An 18520-nucleotide genomic window follows, 5' to 3' on the forward strand; every position below is an offset into this window, starting at 1 on the left:
CTGGTCAGCGCAGCCGCGCGATCCGCTCCACCGCCTCCGTCAGCACCTCCGGCGAGCACGCGATGTTCACGCGCGCGAACCCCGCCCCCTCGCGCCCGAAGTCCAGCCCGCGCACCAGCGCCACCCGCGCCTCCTCCAGGATGCGCGCGGCCGGTTCGTCGCCCCAGCCGAGGCCGCGGAAGTCGACCCAGGCGAGGTAGCTCGCGTGCGGCTCGCGGTAGACGGCCTCCGGGAGGTGCTCGGCCAGCAGCCCGCCAAGCAAGACGCGGTTGGCCTCGATCGACTCCAGCGTCCCAGCCAGCCACTCCCGGCCGTCGTCGAACGCGGCCTCCGTCGCGATGCGGCCGAGCAGGCTGGTGCGCACCTCCACCTCCACCGGGAGGGCGTGGAGCTGCGCCGCCCGGGACGGCGAGGCCGCGACCATCAGTGCGCACTTCACTCCGGCGAGGTTCCAGGCCTTGCTCGCCGAGTGCGCAGCCAGACCTACCCGGCGGGCGTCGTCCGACACCGACAGGAACGGGGTGAAGGTCGCGTCCGAGTGGGTCAGCGGCGCGTGGATCTCGTCGCTCACCACGGCCACGTCGTACCGTGCGGCCAGCGCGGCCACGGCCTCCAGAACGGGCCGCGGGTGGACGAGGCCGAGCGGGTTGTGCGGGTGGCACAGCAGGAACGCGCGGGCGCCGCCGACGAAGGCGCGCTCCAGGCCGTCGAGGTCGAGGGACCAGGTCGTGCCGTCGTCCAGGAGCGGCACCTCCTCGACCACGCCGCCCGCCTCCGGGATGAACTCGTAGAACGGCGGGTAGACCGGCGGCGTGATCACCACCCGGTCGCCCGGGGCGATCAGCATGCGCAGCGACTCTACGATGACGACGCTCACGTCGGTCGTCGTCAGCACCGACGCCGGGTCGACCTCCCATCCCCAAGTGTCCAGCGCGAAGCGGGCGAAGGCGCTCTTGGCGTGGTCGTCCTCGCCGATGTAGCCGGTGTCGCCGCGGTCGATCGCGGCGTGCAGTGCCGCGGCGATCGGCGGGGCCAGCGGGTAGTCCGTCTCGGCCACGAACAGCGGGAGCACGTCGTCCGGATACAGACTCCACTTCTCGCTCGTGCGCTGGCGGAGGCGGGCGAGGGGCTCGGCGTCGACGGTCACCCTGACTACTCTGCCAGTGCCGCGCCATAGACTGAACCCGTGAGTATGGAGATTGAGATCGGGCGGGCCAAGCGTGCCCGCCGCGTGTACGCCTTCGACGACGTCGCGGTGGTGCCCAGCCGGCGCACGCGCGACCCCGAGGACGTCTCGGTCGCCTGGACCATCGACGCGTACCAGTTCAACATCCCGTTCCTGGCCGCCCCGATGGACTCGGTGGTCTCGCCGACCACCGCGATCATGATGGGCCAGCTCGGCGGGCTCGGCGTCCTCGACCTGGAGGGCGTCTGGACCCGCTACGAGGACCCGGAGCCGCTACTCGCCGAGATCCGCGAGCTGCCCGCCGACAAGGCGACCCGGCGCATGCAGGAGATCTACTCGGAGCCGATCAAGCCCGAACTCGTCACCCGCCGGCTCGCCGAGATCCGGGAGGGCGGCGTCACCGTCGCCGGCGCGCTCTCGCCGCAGCGCACGCAGGAGCTGTACCAGACCGTCGTGGAGGCGGGCGTCGACCTGTTCGTCATCCGCGGCACGACCGTCTCGGCCGAGCACGTCTCGAAGAACGTCGAGCCCCTCAACCTCAAGAAATTCATCTACGAGCTCGACGTCCCCGTGATCGTCGGCGGCGCCGCGACCTACACGGCGGCCCTCCACCTCATGCGCACCGGTGCGGCCGGCGTGCTCGTCGGCTTCGGCGGCGGCGCGGCCTCCACCACCCGCTCCACCCTCGGCATCCACGCCCCGATGGCCACGGCCGTCGCGGACGTCGCCGGCGCCCGCCGGGACTACATGGACGAGTCGGGCGGCCGGTACGTGCACGTCATCGCGGACGGCGGCCTCGGCAGCTCGGGCGACATCGTCAAGGCCATCGCCTGCGGCGCCGACGCGGTCATGCTCGGCACCACGCTCGCCCGCGCCACCGACGCGCCCGGCGGCGGCTGGCACTGGGGCGCGGAGGCGCACCACCCGCAGCTTCCGCGTGGCAACCGGGTCGCGGTGGGCCAGGTCGCGCCGCTCGAGGAGGTCCTGTACGGGCCGGCGCCGGTGGCCGAGGGAACTGCGAATCTGGTGGGGGCCTTGCGCAGGAGCATGGCAACGACGGGATACTCGGACTTGAAGGAGTTCCAGCGCGTCGAGGTCGTGGTCGCGCCCTATTTGACTCAAGAACACCGTCAATCGCATTAGGTCCTGGCCGACGGCGGCCGGGGGAGGAGGAAACGATGGCGACAACATCCCCGTCCGGCACCACCGCGCAGTCGACGGCGGTGGGCTACCCCTCACGCCTCGGTCCTGCTGAGCGCGCCGCCGCGATCCAGGCCCTCAAGGACACCGAGCTCGACATCCTCGTCGTCGGCGGCGGCATCGTCGGCGTGGGCAGCGCGGTCGACGCGGTCACCCGCGGGCTGAGCGTCGGCCTGGTGGAGGCCCGCGACTTCGCGTCCGGCACCTCCAGTCGGTCGTCCAAGCTGGTCCACGGCGGCATCCGCTACCTGGAGCAGCTCGACTTCGGGCTCGTGCGGGAGGCGCTGATCGAGCGCGGACTCCTGCTGCAGCGCATCGCTCCGCACCTGGTCAAGCCGGTCCGGTTCCTCTACCCGCTGCACAAGCACGTCTGGGAGCGCTTCTACATCGGCGCCGGCATGATGCTGTACGACATCTTCTCCTACAGCGGCCTCCGCCCGCCGGGGGTGCCGCACCACCGCCACCTCAGCCGGCGTCAGGTGCTCAAGGCCATCCCGAGCATGTCGCCGAGCGCGCTGGTCGGCGGCATCACGTACTACGACGCGCAGGTCGACGACGCCCGGTACACCGCGACGCTGGCGCGCACCGCGGCCCACTACGGCGCCCACATCGCGCCGCGCGTCCGGGTGGAGGGCTTCCTCAAGGTCGGGGAGCGGGTCGTCGGCGTGCAGGCGGTCGACCAGGAGACCGGCGAGCGCTTCGAGATCCGCGCCAAGCAGGTGGTCAACGCGACCGGCGTCTGGACGGACGACACCCAGTCGATGGTGGGGGAGCGCGGTCAGTTCAAGGTGCGCGCCTCCAAGGGCATCCACCTGGTGGTGCCGCGCGACCGCTTCCAGTCGAAGATGGGCCTCATCCTGCGCACCGAGAAGAGCGTGCTCTTCGTCATCCCCTGGGGACGGCACTGGCTGATCGGCACGACCGACACCGACTGGCACCTCGACAAGGCGCACCCGGCGGCGACCGCGGCCGACATCGACTACCTGCTCGCGCACGTCAACCAGGTGCTCAACGTCCCGCTGACCCGGGAGGACGTGGAGGGCGTCTACGCCGGCCTGCGCCCTCTGCTGGCGGGCGAGTCGGAGGAGACCTCCAAGCTGTCCCGCGAGCACCTCGTCGCGCACTCCGTGCCCGGCCTGGTCGTGATCGCCGGCGGCAAGTGGACGACGTACCGGGTGATGGCGAAGGACGCGATCGACGCCGCGGTGTCGGCGCTCGACGGCAAGATCCCGGCCAGCACGACGATGGAGATCCCGCTCGTCGGCGCGGAGGGCTACCAGGCCGCGTGGAACCGGCGCGGCCGCATCGCGAGCGAGTCCGGCCTCCACCCGGCGCGCGTCGAGCACCTGCTCAACCGCTACGGGACGATGACGGAGGACATCCTCGCCCTGGTCCGCGAGGACCCGTCGCTGGCCCAGCCGCTGCCCGGCGCCGACGACTACATCGGCGCGGAGGTCGTCTACGCGGCCAGTCACGAGGGCGCCCTCCACCTGGAGGACGTGCTCGCCCGCCGCACCCGCATTTCGATCGAGGCCTGGGACCGCGGCGTCTCCGCGGCGCCCGTCGCGGCGTCGCTGATGGCCGGGGTGCTCGGCTGGGACTCCGGCCGCGAGGAGCGCGAGGTGCAGACCTACCTGAAGCGGGTCGCGGCCGAGCGCGCCAGCCAGCAGCAGCCGGACGACGAGTCGGCCGACCGGGTGCGGTTGGAGGCGCCGGACATCGTGGACGTGGACGCTGCGGCGGCGAAGGCGGGCGCGGTCACGCGCACGGCGAAGGCGGCGTCGGCGAAGACGCCGGCGGCGAAGGCGGCGGCCGCGAAAGCACCCGCGGCAGACGCGCCTCCGAAGGAAGAGTGAGTCCCTCAGCGATAGATCTCGCGCCGGTGCCCGGCATCCACCACGACGACGGTCAGGATGCCGTCCTCGATGCGGTAGAGCACGCGATAGTCTCCGGAACGCACGCGCCATTCGACGCGGCCGGTGAGCTTCTTCGCGGCGGGCGGCCGCGGATCGTCGCCAAGGAGTTCGATGACCGCCTGGACCCGGCGCTTGCCTTCGGGAGGGAGCTTCTTGATGGATCGGATCGCGGCCTGGAGGAGCTGGACCTCGTAGGTCACGCGAGTCCGAGCTCGCGCTTGACGTCCTCCCACGGAACGGGCGTCTCGCGCAGCCGTTCCGTCTCCTCCCACGCTGCATCCACGGCGCGGATGTCGGCGAGCTCCTCGGCGTCCTCCAGGAGGTGCTTGAGCTGGTCGGCGTCCACGATCGCGGCGACCGCGCGCTCGCGGCGGGTCAGATAGACCGGTTCGGTGTGCGACTCGTCGATGAGCGACGACAGCCGAGCGCGGGCTTCGGAGATGGCGATCTGGTTCACGGCGCGATTTTAGCACCGTTCTGTACGTTTCAGAGCAATACGTGCATTATGTACGATCGCCCACCTCGCTCCGGTAGGCTGTAATCCAGTGCCCGCGACGGATGGAGACGGAAAATGGTTGACGTTCGACGGGTCAAACTGCCCGGGGTCGGGGTGTTGCACACCTTCGTGACGGACGACGGGGGCAAGGTCGGCGTCATCGCCCACCGCTCCGGGCACAGCGACCTGATCACGTTCTCCGATCACGAGGACGGCGCCGACGTGACCAAGGTCTCGCTCCGCCTCAGCGAGGACGAGGCGCACACGCTCGCCGAGCTCCTCGGCGGCACGCAGATCACCGAGTCGCTCACCGCGCTCGACCAGATCCCCGGGCTCAGCATCGACTGGTTCTCCGTCGACTACGAGGACTACATCGCCGGCCAGCAGCTCGGAGCGCCCGGCGACCGCGGCTTCGTCGGGCTCACCGTCGTGGCCGTCGTACGCGGGGACTCCGCGAATCCGGCGCCCGCACCCGACTTCAAGGTCTTCCCCGGCGACACGCTCGTCGTCGCGGGCACCCCCGAGAAGGTCGCCAAGGCGTTCGCGTTCTTCCGCACCGGTCAGACCGCGCGGGCCACGTCCGACGCTCCGCCGGGAGGCTGATCCATGCATCTCGGAGAAGACCTCATCATCCTCGGCATCCTGCTGCTCGTCGCGTACGTGCTCGGACGCCTCGGCAAGCTGGTGGGGCTCCCCGCGATCCCCATCTACATGCTCGTCGGCCTGCTGGCGAGCCCGCACACCGGCTGGTTCCCGCTCGACTTCGAGAGCAACTACATCGAGCTCATCGCGGTATTCGGGCTCATCCTGCTGCTGTTCAACCTCGGGCTGGAGTTCGACCAGGACGAGTTCTTCGGCAACTTCGGCAAGCTGGTCGTCTCCGGCGGCTCCTACATCCTCATCAACATGGGCGTCGGCCTCGCGTTCGGCTTCTGGGTCGGCTGGGGCACCAGGGAGGCGCTCATCATCGCCGGGATGACGGCCACGTCGTCGTCGGCGATCGTCACCAAGCTGCTCATCGAGCTGCGCCGCCTCCCCAACACCGAGACGCCGATGATCCTCGGCGTGACGGTCGTGGAGGACATCTTCATCGCGATCTACCTCGCGATCGTGTCGGTGGTGCTGAGCGGCGAGACCCAGCTCTGGCCGGTGGTCGGCAAGCTGACGGTCGCGTTCCTGTTCCTGGTGGTGATGTTCACGCTTGCCCGGTTCGGCGGGAGGTACGTCTCCCGGCTGTTCCGCACGAAGGACGACGAGCTCTTCACCATCCTGTTCTTCGGGCTCGCGGTGCTGTTCGCCGGAATCGGCGAGATCCTCGGCGTCACCGACGCGATCGGGGCGTTCCTGATCGGGCTCGTGCTGGGCGCGACGAAGTACCGCAACAAGATCGAGCACATCGCGATCCCGCTGCGCGACGTGTTCGCGGCGTTCTTCTTCCTCAACTTCGGGCTGGAGCTCGACCCGGCGAAGTTCCCCGCCGTCCTCGGGCCGGTGCTCATCGCGGTGGCCATGACGATCGTGCTCAACATCCTCGCCGGGCAGTTCGTCGCGTGGCTGAACGGCTTCGGACCGCAGGCGGGCATCAACACCACGGTCATCCTGCAGAACCGCGGGGAGTTCGCGCTCATCCTGGCGACGCTCTCGCTCAGCGCGGGGCTGGATGCGCGCATCGTGCCGTTCGCCGGTCTCTACGTGCTGATCATGGCCGTGATCGGGCCGATCCTCGCAGCGAACTCCGAGAAGATCGGTGCGATGATTCTCCGGTCCGGATCGTCCAAGCGGCGCGACCGGCGGAAGAAGCGCGATCCCATGCTCGACGAGGAGATCGCACTCGTCGAGGCGGCGACCGCCGACCTCGACTCCGACACGCGCCGCGACGACAGGCGCGACGACACGCGCCAGGCTGTGGACCGGATCGTCGAGCAGGCCATGCAGCAGCAGGACACGACCGTCGAACGAAAGCGGGACTGACCCATCGACACCACCCCCGGCAGCCCGGCCGGCGCACAGGCGCCGCAGGGCGGCACCACGATGCTGCAGATGATGCTGCGCCCCCGCTGGATCGGCGCCCTGATCTTCGCGCTGGCGCTCGCCGCGGGGTTCGCCGCGCTCGGCCAGTGGCAGCTCGAACGCGCCATCGAGTCCGGCAAGGCGGTCGTCGCGCCGACCGAGACGGTGCTCCCGCTCGCGCAGGTCGCGAAGCCGAACGGGCCGATGACGGACAAGTCCGTCGGCCAGCTCGTGGAGTTCACCGGCACGTTCGTGGCCGGTGACGACCAGCTCCTGTACGACCGGATCAACTACGGCAAGTCCGGCTGGTGGGTCGTCTCCCATGTGGACGTCGACGCCGGCGGCGGCGACCGGATCGCGCTCGCCGTGGCCCGCGGCTGGGCGCCCGACGAGGCGGCCGCGAAGTCCGTCATGGCGCGGCTCGCCCAGCAGCCGGAGGAGCCGCAGAAGATCGTCGGCCGCATCCTCCCCGACGAGCAGCCGCAGGTCCCTGGCGACAAGAAGAACCCGAGGGCGATGACGACCCTCGGTGTCGGCCAGCTCTACAACCTGTGGACCGGGGTGGACGGCATGGACGTCTACAACGCGTACGTCGTCGACCGGTCGGCCCCCGCCGGGCTCGAGAAGATCGACTCGCCGCCGCCCATCCAGCAGACCGAGCTCAACTGGCTCAACATCTTCTACGCGGCCGAGTGGATCATCTTCGCCGGGTTCGCGATCTTCCTCTGGTACCGGCTGGTCCGGGATGCCAAGGAGCGCGAGGACGAGGAGCGCGCGCTGGCGGCCGAGGCGGCCGCCGGCGACGACGCGAGGGCGCACGCCGGGAACGTAGAATAAATCCATGCCCCTCGCTCCCAAGCTCGAAGACTTCCCGAAGATCCGCGGGGCGCTGAAGTTCTACCAGGTGTTCGCCTACGTCACCGGCATCATGCTCCTGCTGCTCTGCGTGGAGATGCTCGTGAAATACGGCTTCGGCTACCAGCTCTTCGCGTTCAGCAATTACGGCACGCTCACGTTCGTGCCCGTCAAGACCGCGGTCGCCCCGACCGGCGTCGACCTCAGCACCGGCATCCTGATCGCCCACGGCTGGCTGTACGTCGTGTACCTGTTCTCCGACTTCCGGCTGTGGAGCCTGATGCGCTGGCCGTTCTCGAAGTTCGTCACCATCGCCCTCGGCGGCGTCATCCCCTTCCTGTCCTTCTTCGTGGAGGCAAGGATCACCAAGCAGGTCAAGAGCTATCTGGCCGGCCGCGAGGCCGAGGCAGCGACGTACGTGGAGGCCGCAAATTAGCACCGACGCAGTGTTCTCGGACATCCTCGGCGGGGCCGACTCGGCCGCGCCCGCCGGCCCGGTCCTGGTGGTCGACTTCGGCGCGCAGTACGCGCAGCTGATCGCCCGCCGGGTGCGCGAGGCGAACGTCTACTCCGAGATCGTGCCGCACACCGTGACGGCGGCCGAGGTCGCGGCCAAGCGGCCCGCGGGCATCGTCCTCTCCGGCGGTCCCTCCAGCGTGTACGAGGAAGGCGCGCCGCGCCTGGACGAGGCGATCTTCGAGCTCGGCGTGCCGGTGCTGGGCATCTGCTACGGCTTCCAGGTGATGGCCACGGCGCTCGGCGGCGAGGTCGCGAAGACCGGCCGCCGCGAGTACGGCTCGACCGCCGTGCGGGTCTCGGGCGCCGCGACGGACGGCTCCGGCAGCCTCCTTGACGGCCAGCCCGCCGAACAGACCGCGTGGATGAGCCACGGCGACTCGGTCTCCCGGGCGCCGGAGGGCTTCGAGGTGCTGGCCTCCACCGACGACACCCCGGTCGCCGCGTTCGCGAACGAGGAGCGCCGCCTGTACGGCGTGCAGTGGCACCCGGAGGTCAAGCACTCCCAGTACGGCCAAGCCGTGCTGGAGAACTTCCTGCACCGCGCCGCCGGCATCCCCGCCGACTGGAACAGCGGCAACGTCATCGCCGACCAGGTCGCCGCGATCCGCGCCCAGGTGGGCAGCGGCCGCGTGCTGTGCGCGCTGTCCGGCGGCGTCGACTCGGCCGTCGCGGCCGCGCTCGTCCACAAGGCGGTCGGCGACCAGCTGGTCTGCGTGTTCGTCGACCACGGCCTGCTCCGCAAGGACGAGGCGCGCCAGGTCGAGGAGGACTATGTCGCCGCCACCGGCGTGCGGCTCGTGACGGTGAACGCGCAGGAGCAGTTCCTGTCCGCGCTCGCCGGCGTCTCCGACCCCGAGACCAAGCGCAAGATCATCGGCCGCGAGTTCATCCGCGTGTTCGAGAAGGCTCAGGCCGACCTGATCGCGGAGGCCGAGCACGACGGCGACCCGATCCGCTTCCTGGTGCAGGGCACGCTCTACCCGGACGTGGTGGAGTCGGGCGGCGGCACCGGCACGGCCAACATCAAGAGCCACCACAACGTCGGCGGCCTGCCGGAGGACCTCCAGTTCGAGCTCGTGGAGCCGCTGCGCACCCTGTTCAAGGACGAGGTCCGCGCGATCGGCCGCGAGCTGGGGCTGCCGGAGGTCATCGTCGGCCGTCAGCCGTTCCCGGGTCCCGGCCTCGGCATCCGCATCGTCGGCGAGGTGACGCAGGAGCGGCTCGACCTGCTCCGCGACGCCGACGCGATCGTGCGTGCCGAGCTCACCGCGGCCGGCCTCGACGCCGAGATCTGGCAGTGCCCCGTGGTGCTGCTCGCGGACGTCCGCTCGGTCGGCGTGATGGGAGACGGCCGCACCTACGGCCACCCGATCGTGCTGCGCCCGGTCTCCAGCGAGGACGCGATGACGGCCGACTGGACGCGACTGCCGTACGACCTGCTGGCCACCATCTCCAACCGCATCACCAACGAGGTGGACGGAGTCAACCGCGTCGTGCTCGACGTCACGTCGAAGCCGCCGGGGACCATCGAGTGGGAGTGACGCTCCCGCGAACGTGAGAAGGGCCGGGATGCTGTGACAGCATCCCGGCCCTTCTGCGTGTGCGCGTTAGTTGCGCGCGATCGCGAAGATGCGGAGGAGTTCGAGGTACAGCCACACGACGGTGACCATGATGCCGAACGCTCCTGCCCACCCGTATGCGCGGGGCGCACGGTTCTTGACGCCCTGCTGGATGGCGTCGAAGTCGAGGACGAGGGAATACGCGCACATGATGACGACCAGGACGCCTATCACCAGACCGAGCGGAATGCCGAAGATCTCGAAGGAACCTCGGAGGCCCCACGGATCCTTCACGACGCCGGTCAGCACGAGCACGATGTTGACCAGGGAGAAGACCAGGTACCCGATCATCGCGGCGAAGAACACCTTGGTCGCGCGGCGGGAGGCGCGGATCTTGCCGGTCGCGAAGAGGGCCAGCGTCACGCCGACGACAACGATCGTCGCGATGACGGCCTGGACAACGACACCACCCGCGAACGACTCGTACATCTTCGAGATGCCGCCGACGAAGAGGCCCTCTGCTCCCGCATAGGCCAGCGTGAGTGCGGCCGACGGAAGCTTCTTCGCATTGCGGAAGATGTTGACGAACGCCAGGACGAGCCCGGCGATCATACCGACGATCCACAGTCCGGGGACCCACCACCCGACTACCGCGCCGACAAGAAGGACACCGAAACTGACCGCGGTCTTGCGGATGGTGTCCTCGACGGTCATGCGGTCGGTTTCGGCCGCAGTCGCCGAGGGGGAGTTGTAAAGCTCTTCGAGCTGCTGAGCGCTCGCTGAGGCATTGAAGGCCGCGCTCTGAGAGAAGGCGGGGTTGGTGAGTGCCATGGGTTCCTCGCTCTGTCGGGGACCGCTTACGGTCTCGGTGCGTCCAACCTATCGGTTGTGTTTCTGAGAGTTCTGACAGCTTGCCATGAATCGAGTGCGGCCGCTCCGGCGCGGGCCAGCCACGCGGAGCCCACGACGATCACGCTCATGACCAGGATGGTGATCCAGCCCTGCCCGTACGTGGTCACGAACAGCGGGAGCACCAGGCTGGCGGCGATCGGCAGCAGCAGCACCGCGAAGGTCGGGAGCGGCCGGAGCCGGACGAGCAGCCAGGCGGCCAGCATGATCGCGTAGCACCAGGCGAAGCCGGAGCCGCCGAGCATCAGCCAGGTGAAGCCGAGCACGGGGACGACCACAGCGACCCTCCGGCCGATCGTGGAGGGCATCACCGCCCAGCCCGCCGGCTGCAGGATCGAGCCGGCCAGCAGGAACGGCAGGCTGTAGGCGGTCGTCACCAGGACGCAGGCCGTGCCGATGACGATCATGGCGAGCCCGGCGATCCACCGGCCCCGGTAGCCGCCCCAGTGCAGGTCGAGCGCGCGCGTCGGCTCGCGCCAGCCGCCGGGCGCCCCCGGGCTCACGCGACGGGGCGCCGGCGCGGTCGGGAGGCCGTCGGGGTCGGGCACACTCCGATTGTGTCACCCGCAGGTGCGCACCGGAACGGCTTCGGCGCCCGGCTAGGATCACCACATGCGCGCCCGCTCCAGACCCTCCGTGATCGGCCATCGGGGCGCGCCCGGATACCGCCCGGAGCACACCCGGGCGGCGTACGAGCTGGCATTCGCGCTCGGCGCCGACTCGGTCGAGCCCGACCTGGTCGCCACCAAGGACGGGGTGCTGGTCGTGCGGCACGAGAACGAGATCTCCGGCACGACGAACGTGGCCGAGCATCCCGAGTTCGCGTCCCGCCGCACGACCAAGGAGGTCGACGGGCTGCCACTGACCGGCTGGTTCACTGAGGACTTCACCTGGGCCGAGCTGGCCACGCTGCGGGCGCGGGAGCGCGTCCCGCACCTGCGGCAGGCGAGCGCGACCTTCGACGACCGCTACCCGATCCTGCGGCTCGCGGACGTCCTGGAGGTCGTCGACGCGGCCTCCGACGCGGCGGGCAGGGCGCTCGGGATGGTGGCGGAGTTGAAGCACGCCACCTACTTCGAAGCGGCCGGGCTGCCGCTGCACGAGCTGTTCCTGGGCGAGCTCGCCGCGGCGGGCTGGTCGGAGCATCCCGGGCTCGTCGCCGAGAGCTTCGAGAAGACGGTGCTGGGGCGACTGCACGACGGCGGCTTCCGCGGGCAGCGGGTCTACCTGCTGGAGGCGGAGGGCGCGCCGGCGGACCGCGTCGCGTCGCTGGGGGCCGCGGCGCCCGGCTACGCCTCCGACCTGACGCTGCGCGGGCTCTACGCGCTCGGCTCGGCGGCGTCCCCGGCGGACCGGGTGGACGGGATCAGCGTGGACGTCTCGCAGATCCTGCACTCGGGGTCGGTGGCGGTGGGCCTGTTCGGCGAGGACGAGGGCGGCGTCGACATCGGCGCGGTCACGTCCGACCTGGTCGACCTCGCGCACTCGGCGGGGCTGTTCGTCTACTGCTGGACCCTCCGTCCGGAGAACGGGATGCTGCCGGCGGAGTTCCGGAATCCCGGGCGCGACGACGAGTGGGGCGACTGGCGGCGGCTGTTCGCGATCCTGCTGCACTCGGGTGTGGACGGGGTGTTCGCGGACCATCCCGATCTCGCGGTGGCGGTGCGGGACGGGCGCTGAGCCGCGTCGGCCGCACGGGCGGGTGGGGTCCGGCCGCCGGGGCGGCTCCCGGCCGCGATGACGGTGGCGGCGGCTAAAATGGCTGGAGACATGACGAGCCTTCCCGACGCCCCCTCCTCCTCTTCCGCGGTGCCCTCCTCCGTGCCGATCATCCTCGACGGCTGGGAGGGCGACGTGCGCCCCGGCGACGGCTCGGCCCAGGGGCGTGACGGCAGCGGCGGCGGTCGCCGCGGGCCGAACGAGCGCCTGTTCGCCGGGCTCAACCCGCAGCAGCGCGAGGCCGCCGAGTACCGCGGCGCCGCCCTCCTCATCGTGGCGGGCGCCGGCTCGGGCAAGACCAGCGTTCTGACCCGCCGCATCGCCGGGCTCATCGAGAGCCGGGAGGCGTGGCCGAGCGAGATCCTCGCGATCACGTTCACCAACAAGGCGGCGAACGAGATGCGCGAGCGCGTCGAGCAGCTGCTCGGCGGCCGGGCGCAGGGCATGTGGATCTCGACCTTCCACTCCGCGTGCGTCCGCATCCTGCGCCGGGAGGCCGAGACCATCGGCAAGACGCAGAGCTTCACGATCTACGACTCCGGCGACACCCGCGCGCTGCTGAAGCGCATCATCAAGGAGCTCGACGCCGACACGCTCGGCTTCACCGTCGCCGGGACCTCCGGCCGCATCTCCAAGCTCAAGAACGAGCTGACCGACATCGAGACCTTCGCACGCTCGGCCAACCTGAGCGACCCGCAGGAGGTGATGTTCCTCGAGATCTTCCGGCAGTACACGCGGGCGCTCCGCCGGGCCAACGCCTTCGACTTCGACGACCTGATCGCGGAGACGGTCTTCCTGTTCCGCGCCTTCCCCAAGGTGGCTGCGCTGTACCAGACGCGGTTCCGGCACATCCTCGTCGACGAGTACCAGGACACCAACCACGCGCAGTACTCGCTCATCCGCGAGCTGACCATGCCGGTCTCGCCCGACATCGCGGAGGAGATGGAGCAGCACGGCGGCAACGTGAGCAAGCTGCGCGACGTGGTCGGCGCCGTCCCGGGGGCGTCGCTGACCGTGGTCGGCGACTCGGACCAGTCCATCTACGCGTTCCGCGGCGCGGACATCCGGAACATCGTGGAGTTCGAGCGCGACTTCCCCGGCGCCAAGGTGGTGCTGCTGGAGCAGAACTACCGGTCGACGCAGAACATCCTGAGCGCGGCCAACGCCGTGATCGCCAACAACTTCGACCGCAAGGACAAGAAGCTGTGGACGGCGGTGGGCGACGGCGACAAGATCGTCGGCTACACCGGCTACTCGGGTCACGACGAGGCGCAGTTCGTCGCCGACGAGATCGAGAAGCTGCACGCCGCCGGCATGGACTACAAGGACATGGCGGTCTTCTACCGCACCAACGCCCAGACGCGTGCGCTGGAGGAGATCTTCATCCGCTCGGCGCTGCCCTACAAGGTGATGGGCGGCACCAAGTTCTACGAGCGCGCCGAGATCAAGGACTCGATGGCGTACCTGATCACGGTCGCCAACCCCGATGACACCCTGGCGCTCCGCCGCATCCTGAACACGCCCAAGCGCGGCATCGGTCCCGCGACCGAGACGCAGCTCGCGAGCTACGCGGAGGACAACGGCTTCACGTTCCGCGACGCGATGCGCGACGCCGAGTCGCTGGGCCTGGGGCCGAAGGTGACCGGCGCCATCCTGCAGCTCTCGGGAATGCTGGACGAGGCCGCGGCGAAGATCGACCCGGCCAACCCGGCCGGCGCCGCGTCGGTCGCGGACGTGCTCACCTTCCTGCTCGACGGCAGCGGGTACCTGGAGGTGCTCCGCAAGAGCCGCGACCCGCAGGACGAGGCGCGCGCGGAGAACGTGGACGAGCTCGTCGCGGTGACCCGCGAATTCGGGCGCAACAACCCGGACGGCACGCTGGTCGACTTCCTCACCGAGGTGTCGCTGGTCGCGGCCGCGGACGAGATCGACGACTCCAGCGGCTCGGTGTCGCTGATGACGCTGCACACGGCCAAGGGGCTGGAGTACGACGCGGTGTTCCTGACGGGCATCGAGGAGGACCTCCTCCCGCACCGGATGTCGGCCAACGAGCCGGGCGGCCCCGCGGAGGAGCGGCGGCTGTTCTACGTGGGGATCACGCGCGCCAAGAAGCGGCTGTTCCTGTCGCTCGCCATGACGCGCGCGCAGTTCGGGGAGACGGCGGTCGCGATGCCGAGCCGGTACCTGCAGGAGATCCCGGCCGACCTGATCGACTGGCGCCAGTCGCCCGGTGCGGCGAACGGGCGCGGCGGCTCGCAGTCGCGCGCGCTGAACGCGCGCCGGCCCGGACTCGGCGGCGGAACGGCGGGCCGCTGGAACGAGAGCTACCCGGTCGGCGGCAGCGCCGTGGCCGAGCGTCCGAAGGCGGAGTGGCCGAACCGGGTGACCGGCAAGGTCCGCGACAACGGCGACCTGGAGCTCGCGCCAGGTGACCGCATCCGGCACGCGGACTTCGGCGACGGCCGGGTGACCAACGTCACGGGCGAGGGGGCCAAGCGCGTCGCGCACGTCCAGTTCGAGAAGGTGGGCGCGAAGAAGCTCCTCATCAAGATCGCACCGATCGACAAGCTGTGAGGCTGCGGCCGAGGCAGCAGCTCGCCTCCCTGAGCGTCGAGGTCGGCTTCCGTGCCGCCGCCGCGGTCGCGGTTCCGCTGTTGATCCTGCTCGCCGTCGGACGCCTCGACCTCGCCGCGTACGCGACATTCGGCGCGTTCACGGCACTGTACGGTCGCAACGAGCCCTACCGGCTCCGCCTCCGCAGCGTCTCGGTGGCGGCGGTCGCGCTCCTGGCGAGCATCGCGCTCGGCGTCCTGGCCGCGGTGCTGGGCGAGCCGCTGTGGCTCGCGGCGGTGCTGCTGGTGGCCGTGGTGGTGATCGGGACGTTCTTCGCGACCGCCTTCCAGCTCCTGCCCGCGCAGCCGCTGTTCTTCGTGTTCGCGCTCTTGGTGTGCGCGGCGATCCCGATGCCCGCGGCGGAGGCCTGGGGCCGGATCGGCCTCGCGGCCGCCGTCGCGGCGTTCGCCTGGCTGCTGACGATGTCGGGCTGGCTGCTGCGCCGCGCGGCCGGCGACCGGGCCGCGCGGACGGGCGCCGTGCTCCTGAAGAAGCTGCACCGCCGCCCCGGCGTCGACACGAGCGTCCTGCGCGACCGCCGCGTCTGGCTGACCGCGGCGCAGAACGCCGTCGGCGTCCTGCTCGCGGGAGGCCTCGCCCTCGCCTTCGGGCTGGGCCACGCCTACTGGGCGGTGGTGAGCCTGGTCGCGGTCATCCCTCCCGCACGTGCCGCGCACTCGATCTCCCGCTCGCTCCACCGGATCCTCGGCACCATCGGGGGCGTCGCCGTGGCGGCCCTGGTCCTGGTGTGGTCGCCGCCGGCCCTGGTGGTGATCGCGGTGATCGTGGTCTGCCAGTTCTTCGCGGAGATGCTGGTCGGCCGCCACTACGGCTCGGCCCTGCTCTTCATCACCCCGATGGCGCTCGCCGTGTCGCACCTCGCCTCTCCGGCGCCGCTCGGCACGCTGGTCGTCGACCGCGTGCTGGAGACCGTGCTGGGCGCCACGATCGGGATCGGCCTCGTGCTGCTGGCCCGCTGGGTCGAGCGATCGCGGGTGCTCGCCCGCTAGCCGCCTTCCTCCCTCAGCGACTGCCGCAACCGGGCGAGGTACAGGTCGCGCGGCCGCTGCCGGAGTCGTAGCGGGAGCCGGGGGTAGACCGCCTCCGCCAACCGCATCCGGCGTTCGAATCCGCGCTCGATCGCGGGGGTCCACGGCAGCCCGAACTGGTCCCGCACGTTCGGCGGCAGCAGCCCCGCGGTGACGATCCGCGCGTCCGGGAGGGTCGCGCGGAGCCAGAGCGGCACACCCCGCGGATGGAGGATCTGCCCGGCGACCGCCCGGGTGGCGTCCGTCACGCGGAGCCGGCCGACCATGTCGTCCCAGTAGTCCTGGAAGTCGGCCTCGGTGGCAGGCCACTCCTCGGGGCGGACCTGGAGGCCGACGCCTGAGCGGGTCGCCTCGCGGTACAGCTCCTCCCGCGCGCCCGGGCCCATCGGGCCGAAGACGCGCTCGTCGAGGTCCACCATCGTCGCGTAGAGGGTCGCCGCCACCCAGAGCTGCAACTCTCTGTCGAAGGCGCTGTACGCCGGCTCCGAGCCGGTGGCCGCGCCGCGCACCGGGGCGTGCGCCCGGTTGACCCGCCGGCGGACCACCTCGAACTCGGCCGGCGTCGCGGAGGTCGCGGCGTAGACGAAGGTCATCGTGGCGTGGAACCGATCCAGCATCCGGTCGGCGAAGTCGCTGTGCTCCACCACGCCGCGCCCCACCGCCGGGTGCGCGATCTGCAGCAGCAGCGCCCGGCCGCCACCGGCGAGGCAGAGCGCCTCGCCGGTGAGCTGCAGGTACATGAGCTCGCCGGTCACCCCGGATCGCGACGAGCCACGGACGGCGCGGGCGCTGGTCATGCGTCCATCCTGCAACGGGAGGCCGTGTTCCGGCGATGCAGCCGCCGACCGAGTCCGGCGGTGAGCACCGCGGCGCCGGCTCCGCCGAGGCCGACGGCCGCCGGCCAGGCCTCCGCGGCCCACGAGCCGCCGGTGTCCGCCAGCGCAGCCGGCGCGAGCGGCGCGGGCGCAGGCTCCTCGGGCGCCGGGACCACGGGAGCCGACGCCAGCGTGATCTCCGTGGCGACGCCGAACGCCGATCGCCAGGGACGGAGCCGCTCGCCGCCGCCTCCCGCGGACAGCCGCGCCGGGTCGATCCGCTCGGCCCAGACGTAGTGCCCCGCGGCGGGAATGGCGCACTCGGGGGTGTCGTACTCGCCCGTGCCGTCCACCGCCGTCTCCACCGTGCAGACCACCGGCGCGCCGTCGGGGACGTCGGGCGACTCCGACAGGGGAGCGGGGAACGGGCCGTACAGCGTGCTCTCCACGACGGCCTCCACCGGCTCGAAGCCGTCGTCCACGGCGCGGACGCCCCAGGACGGCAACAGCCCGTCCGCGGTGTCGACCGACACGGTGAGCCGGTCGTGGATGAGCGCGCCGGGCAGGGCCTCAGGAGCGCTCGTCACCGTCGCGACGATCGGCTGGAACGGCAGCGGGGACGGACCGGTCGTGGACGCCGCGGCGCGCGCCTCCGCGGTCGCCGGCACCGCCACGAGCACCGCTTGCGCGTCCGTGCGCGGCGCGGCGACCAGCAGCCGGTCGCCGTACGGCAGCCCGTCGAAGGAGGCCGCCGCGCTCACGGTCACGCTCGCCGCGTCGCCGGACGGCACGATCGCCACGTCCGTCCCGGTCGGGACCTCGGCGTCACCGGCGCCGTCCACGAAGGCCGCTCCGTCGAGCGACACCCGTGCCAGGTGGACGCCGGGAGGCAGGAGCTCGGTCCCGGAGGGCCGCACGACGGAGAGCTCGACGCGGACCCGGCCCGGCCCGGTCTCCGCGAGCTCCAGCACGGCCTCCGCCCGCACGGAGGACGTGCCGAGACGCGCGGCCTCGGCCACCATCTCGTGCGCCCGGGCGAGGACCGGGCCGGCGTCCGACCCGGCTCGGGCCGCGAGCTCCTCCGGCGTGTGGCCGCCGAGGCCCGCGACCAGCCAGGTCGCGATCTGTCCGGCGGCGGCGGTCAGCCGGTCGTCGGTTCCCGCCCAGGTGCGGGAGATGTACGCGAGGGAGGCCGACTGCTCCGGCGTGTACCAGCCGAGCGCCGCGGCGTCCGCGTAGTCGTAGCCGTTGCCGGTGGGGCTCGGCTTGCCGGCGTTCAGGCAGAAGCCCTGGGCGCCGTCGTCGAGGCGGTAGGCGCCGAGCCACCAACCGTCGTGGGAGAGGTAGCCGGGGCCGTGGCCGGCTCCGGTCAGCGCACGGGCGTCGGGGGACGCGACGAGCGAGTGCAGCATGCCGAGGAAGACGGCGAGGCCGGCGAGGACGAAGACGGTCACGAGGTTCGATATGCGATGTGTCATGCCCTCAACGGTCGCGGCCACGCAACGCCCGTGGGCGGCTCGGGACGAATCCGTGGAGAGGTCGTCCTGCGCGCCGCCCTGTGGAGGAGAAACCGATTCGGGCTGTTCAGTCGGACGCGCTAAAGTTCTCACTGGCGAATTTATCTCGGCGTCGAGCTATTCTCCCGCCGGACCGCCCAGGAGATAACCGCCGGAG

General features: G+C 71.1%; 17 protein-coding genes. 10 read left to right on the forward strand and 7 right to left on the reverse strand.

Features of this window, described 5'->3' with window-relative positions:
* Window positions 1-4 precede the first annotated feature (4 nt).
* Window positions 5-1147 (reverse strand): aminotransferase class I/II-fold pyridoxal phosphate-dependent enzyme, encoded by a 1143-nt coding sequence (locus ABCS02_RS02850; protein WP_345834089.1) that lies wholly within the window; start codon window positions 1145-1147, stop codon window positions 5-7.
* Window positions 1148-1192: 45 nt separating this feature from the next.
* Between ABCS02_RS02850 and ABCS02_RS02855 the strand changes: the two genes are divergently transcribed.
* Together ABCS02_RS02855 and ABCS02_RS02860 are read left to right on the forward strand one after the other, a co-directional pair.
* On the forward strand, window positions 1193-2329 hold the full coding sequence (locus ABCS02_RS02855) for a GuaB3 family IMP dehydrogenase-related protein (RefSeq protein ID WP_345835161.1): 1137 nt from the start codon (window positions 1193-1195) through the stop codon (window positions 2327-2329).
* Window positions 2330-2364: 35 nt separating this feature from the next.
* A complete protein-coding gene (locus tag ABCS02_RS02860) occupies window positions 2365-4242 on the forward strand; it encodes a glycerol-3-phosphate dehydrogenase/oxidase (protein ID WP_345834090.1) in 1878 nt (625 codons plus the stop codon).
* Between the two features lie 5 nt (window positions 4243-4247).
* Here the strand turns inward: ABCS02_RS02860 and ABCS02_RS02865 are convergent, their stop codons facing one another.
* Window positions 4248-4502: a type II toxin-antitoxin system RelE/ParE family toxin gene (locus ABCS02_RS02865; RefSeq protein ID WP_345834091.1), complete on the reverse strand. Its 255-nt coding sequence runs from the start codon at window positions 4500-4502 to the stop codon at window positions 4248-4250.
* The gene (locus tag ABCS02_RS02870) at window positions 4499-4759 is read right to left on the reverse strand and encodes a type II toxin-antitoxin system Phd/YefM family antitoxin (protein WP_345834092.1); all 261 of its coding nucleotides are present in this window, start codon (window positions 4757-4759) and stop codon (window positions 4499-4501) included. Before ABCS02_RS02870 ends, ABCS02_RS02865 begins: the two co-directional genes overlap by 4 nt.
* Before the next feature lie 114 nt (window positions 4760-4873).
* Here ABCS02_RS02870 and ABCS02_RS02875 point away from each other — a divergent pair, with 114 nt between their 5' ends.
* The 5 genes from ABCS02_RS02875 to guaA all read left to right on the forward strand — a co-directional run bounded on the left by ABCS02_RS02875 (window position 4874) and on the right by guaA (window position 9723).
* Complete coding sequence (locus ABCS02_RS02875) at window positions 4874-5401, forward strand: TrkA C-terminal domain-containing protein (protein ID WP_345834093.1); 528 nt, start codon at window positions 4874-4876, stop codon at window positions 5399-5401.
* Between the two features lie 3 nt (window positions 5402-5404).
* Entirely contained in the window at window positions 5405-6769 is a 1365-nt protein-coding gene (locus ABCS02_RS02880) for a cation:proton antiporter (protein WP_345834094.1), read from the forward strand.
* 69 nt (window positions 6770-6838) lie between these two features.
* Window positions 6839-7645, forward strand: coding sequence for an SURF1 family cytochrome oxidase biogenesis protein (locus tag ABCS02_RS02885; RefSeq protein ID WP_345834095.1), 807 nt, complete (start codon window positions 6839-6841; stop codon window positions 7643-7645).
* Between the two features lie 4 nt (window positions 7646-7649).
* The gene (locus ABCS02_RS02890; RefSeq protein ID WP_345834096.1) at window positions 7650-8099 is read left to right on the forward strand and encodes a DUF3817 domain-containing protein; all 450 of its coding nucleotides are present in this window, start codon (window positions 7650-7652) and stop codon (window positions 8097-8099) included.
* A 10-nt stretch (window positions 8100-8109) separates the two neighbouring features.
* The gene (guaA, locus tag ABCS02_RS02895) at window positions 8110-9723 is read left to right on the forward strand and encodes a glutamine-hydrolyzing GMP synthase (protein ID WP_345834097.1); all 1614 of its coding nucleotides are present in this window, start codon (window positions 8110-8112) and stop codon (window positions 9721-9723) included.
* Window positions 9724-9789: 66 nt separating this feature from the next.
* Here guaA and ABCS02_RS02900 read toward each other — a convergent pair whose 3' ends face one another.
* Together ABCS02_RS02900 and ABCS02_RS02905 are read right to left on the reverse strand one after the other, a co-directional pair.
* Window positions 9790-10572 (reverse strand): Bax inhibitor-1/YccA family protein, encoded by a 783-nt coding sequence (locus tag ABCS02_RS02900; protein WP_345834098.1) that lies wholly within the window; start codon window positions 10570-10572, stop codon window positions 9790-9792.
* Between the two features lie 26 nt (window positions 10573-10598).
* A complete protein-coding gene (locus ABCS02_RS02905; protein WP_345834099.1) occupies window positions 10599-11198 on the reverse strand; it encodes a hypothetical protein in 600 nt (199 codons plus the stop codon).
* Window positions 11199-11262: 64 nt separating this feature from the next.
* Between ABCS02_RS02905 and ABCS02_RS02910 the strand changes: the two genes are divergently transcribed.
* From ABCS02_RS02910 to ABCS02_RS02920, 3 genes are all read left to right on the forward strand, one after another.
* Window positions 11263-12330, forward strand: a complete 1068-nt coding sequence (locus ABCS02_RS02910) for a glycerophosphodiester phosphodiesterase family protein (RefSeq protein ID WP_345834100.1) — start codon at window positions 11263-11265, stop codon at window positions 12328-12330.
* A gap of 90 nt (window positions 12331-12420) precedes the next feature.
* Entirely contained in the window at window positions 12421-14943 is a 2523-nt protein-coding gene (locus ABCS02_RS02915; protein WP_345834101.1) for a UvrD-helicase domain-containing protein, read from the forward strand.
* Window positions 14940-15992 carry an FUSC family protein gene (locus tag ABCS02_RS02920; protein WP_345834102.1) on the forward strand — a complete coding sequence of 351 codons (1053 nt, stop codon included), beginning with the start codon at window positions 14940-14942 and terminating at the stop codon, window positions 15990-15992. The genes ABCS02_RS02915 and ABCS02_RS02920 overlap by 4 nt, the downstream gene beginning before the upstream one ends.
* Here the strand turns inward: ABCS02_RS02920 and ABCS02_RS02925 are convergent.
* Window positions 15989-16828, reverse strand: a complete 840-nt coding sequence (locus tag ABCS02_RS02925; protein ID WP_345834103.1) for an oxygenase MpaB family protein — start codon at window positions 16826-16828, stop codon at window positions 15989-15991. The genes ABCS02_RS02920 and ABCS02_RS02925 overlap by 4 nt on opposite strands.
* Window positions 16825-18324 (reverse strand): hypothetical protein, encoded by a 1500-nt coding sequence (locus ABCS02_RS02930; protein ID WP_345834104.1) that lies wholly within the window; start codon window positions 18322-18324, stop codon window positions 16825-16827. Before ABCS02_RS02930 ends, ABCS02_RS02925 begins: the two co-directional genes overlap by 4 nt.
* Window positions 18325-18520 lie beyond the last annotated feature (196 nt).

Source organism: Microbacterium sp. X-17 (assembly GCF_039615055.1).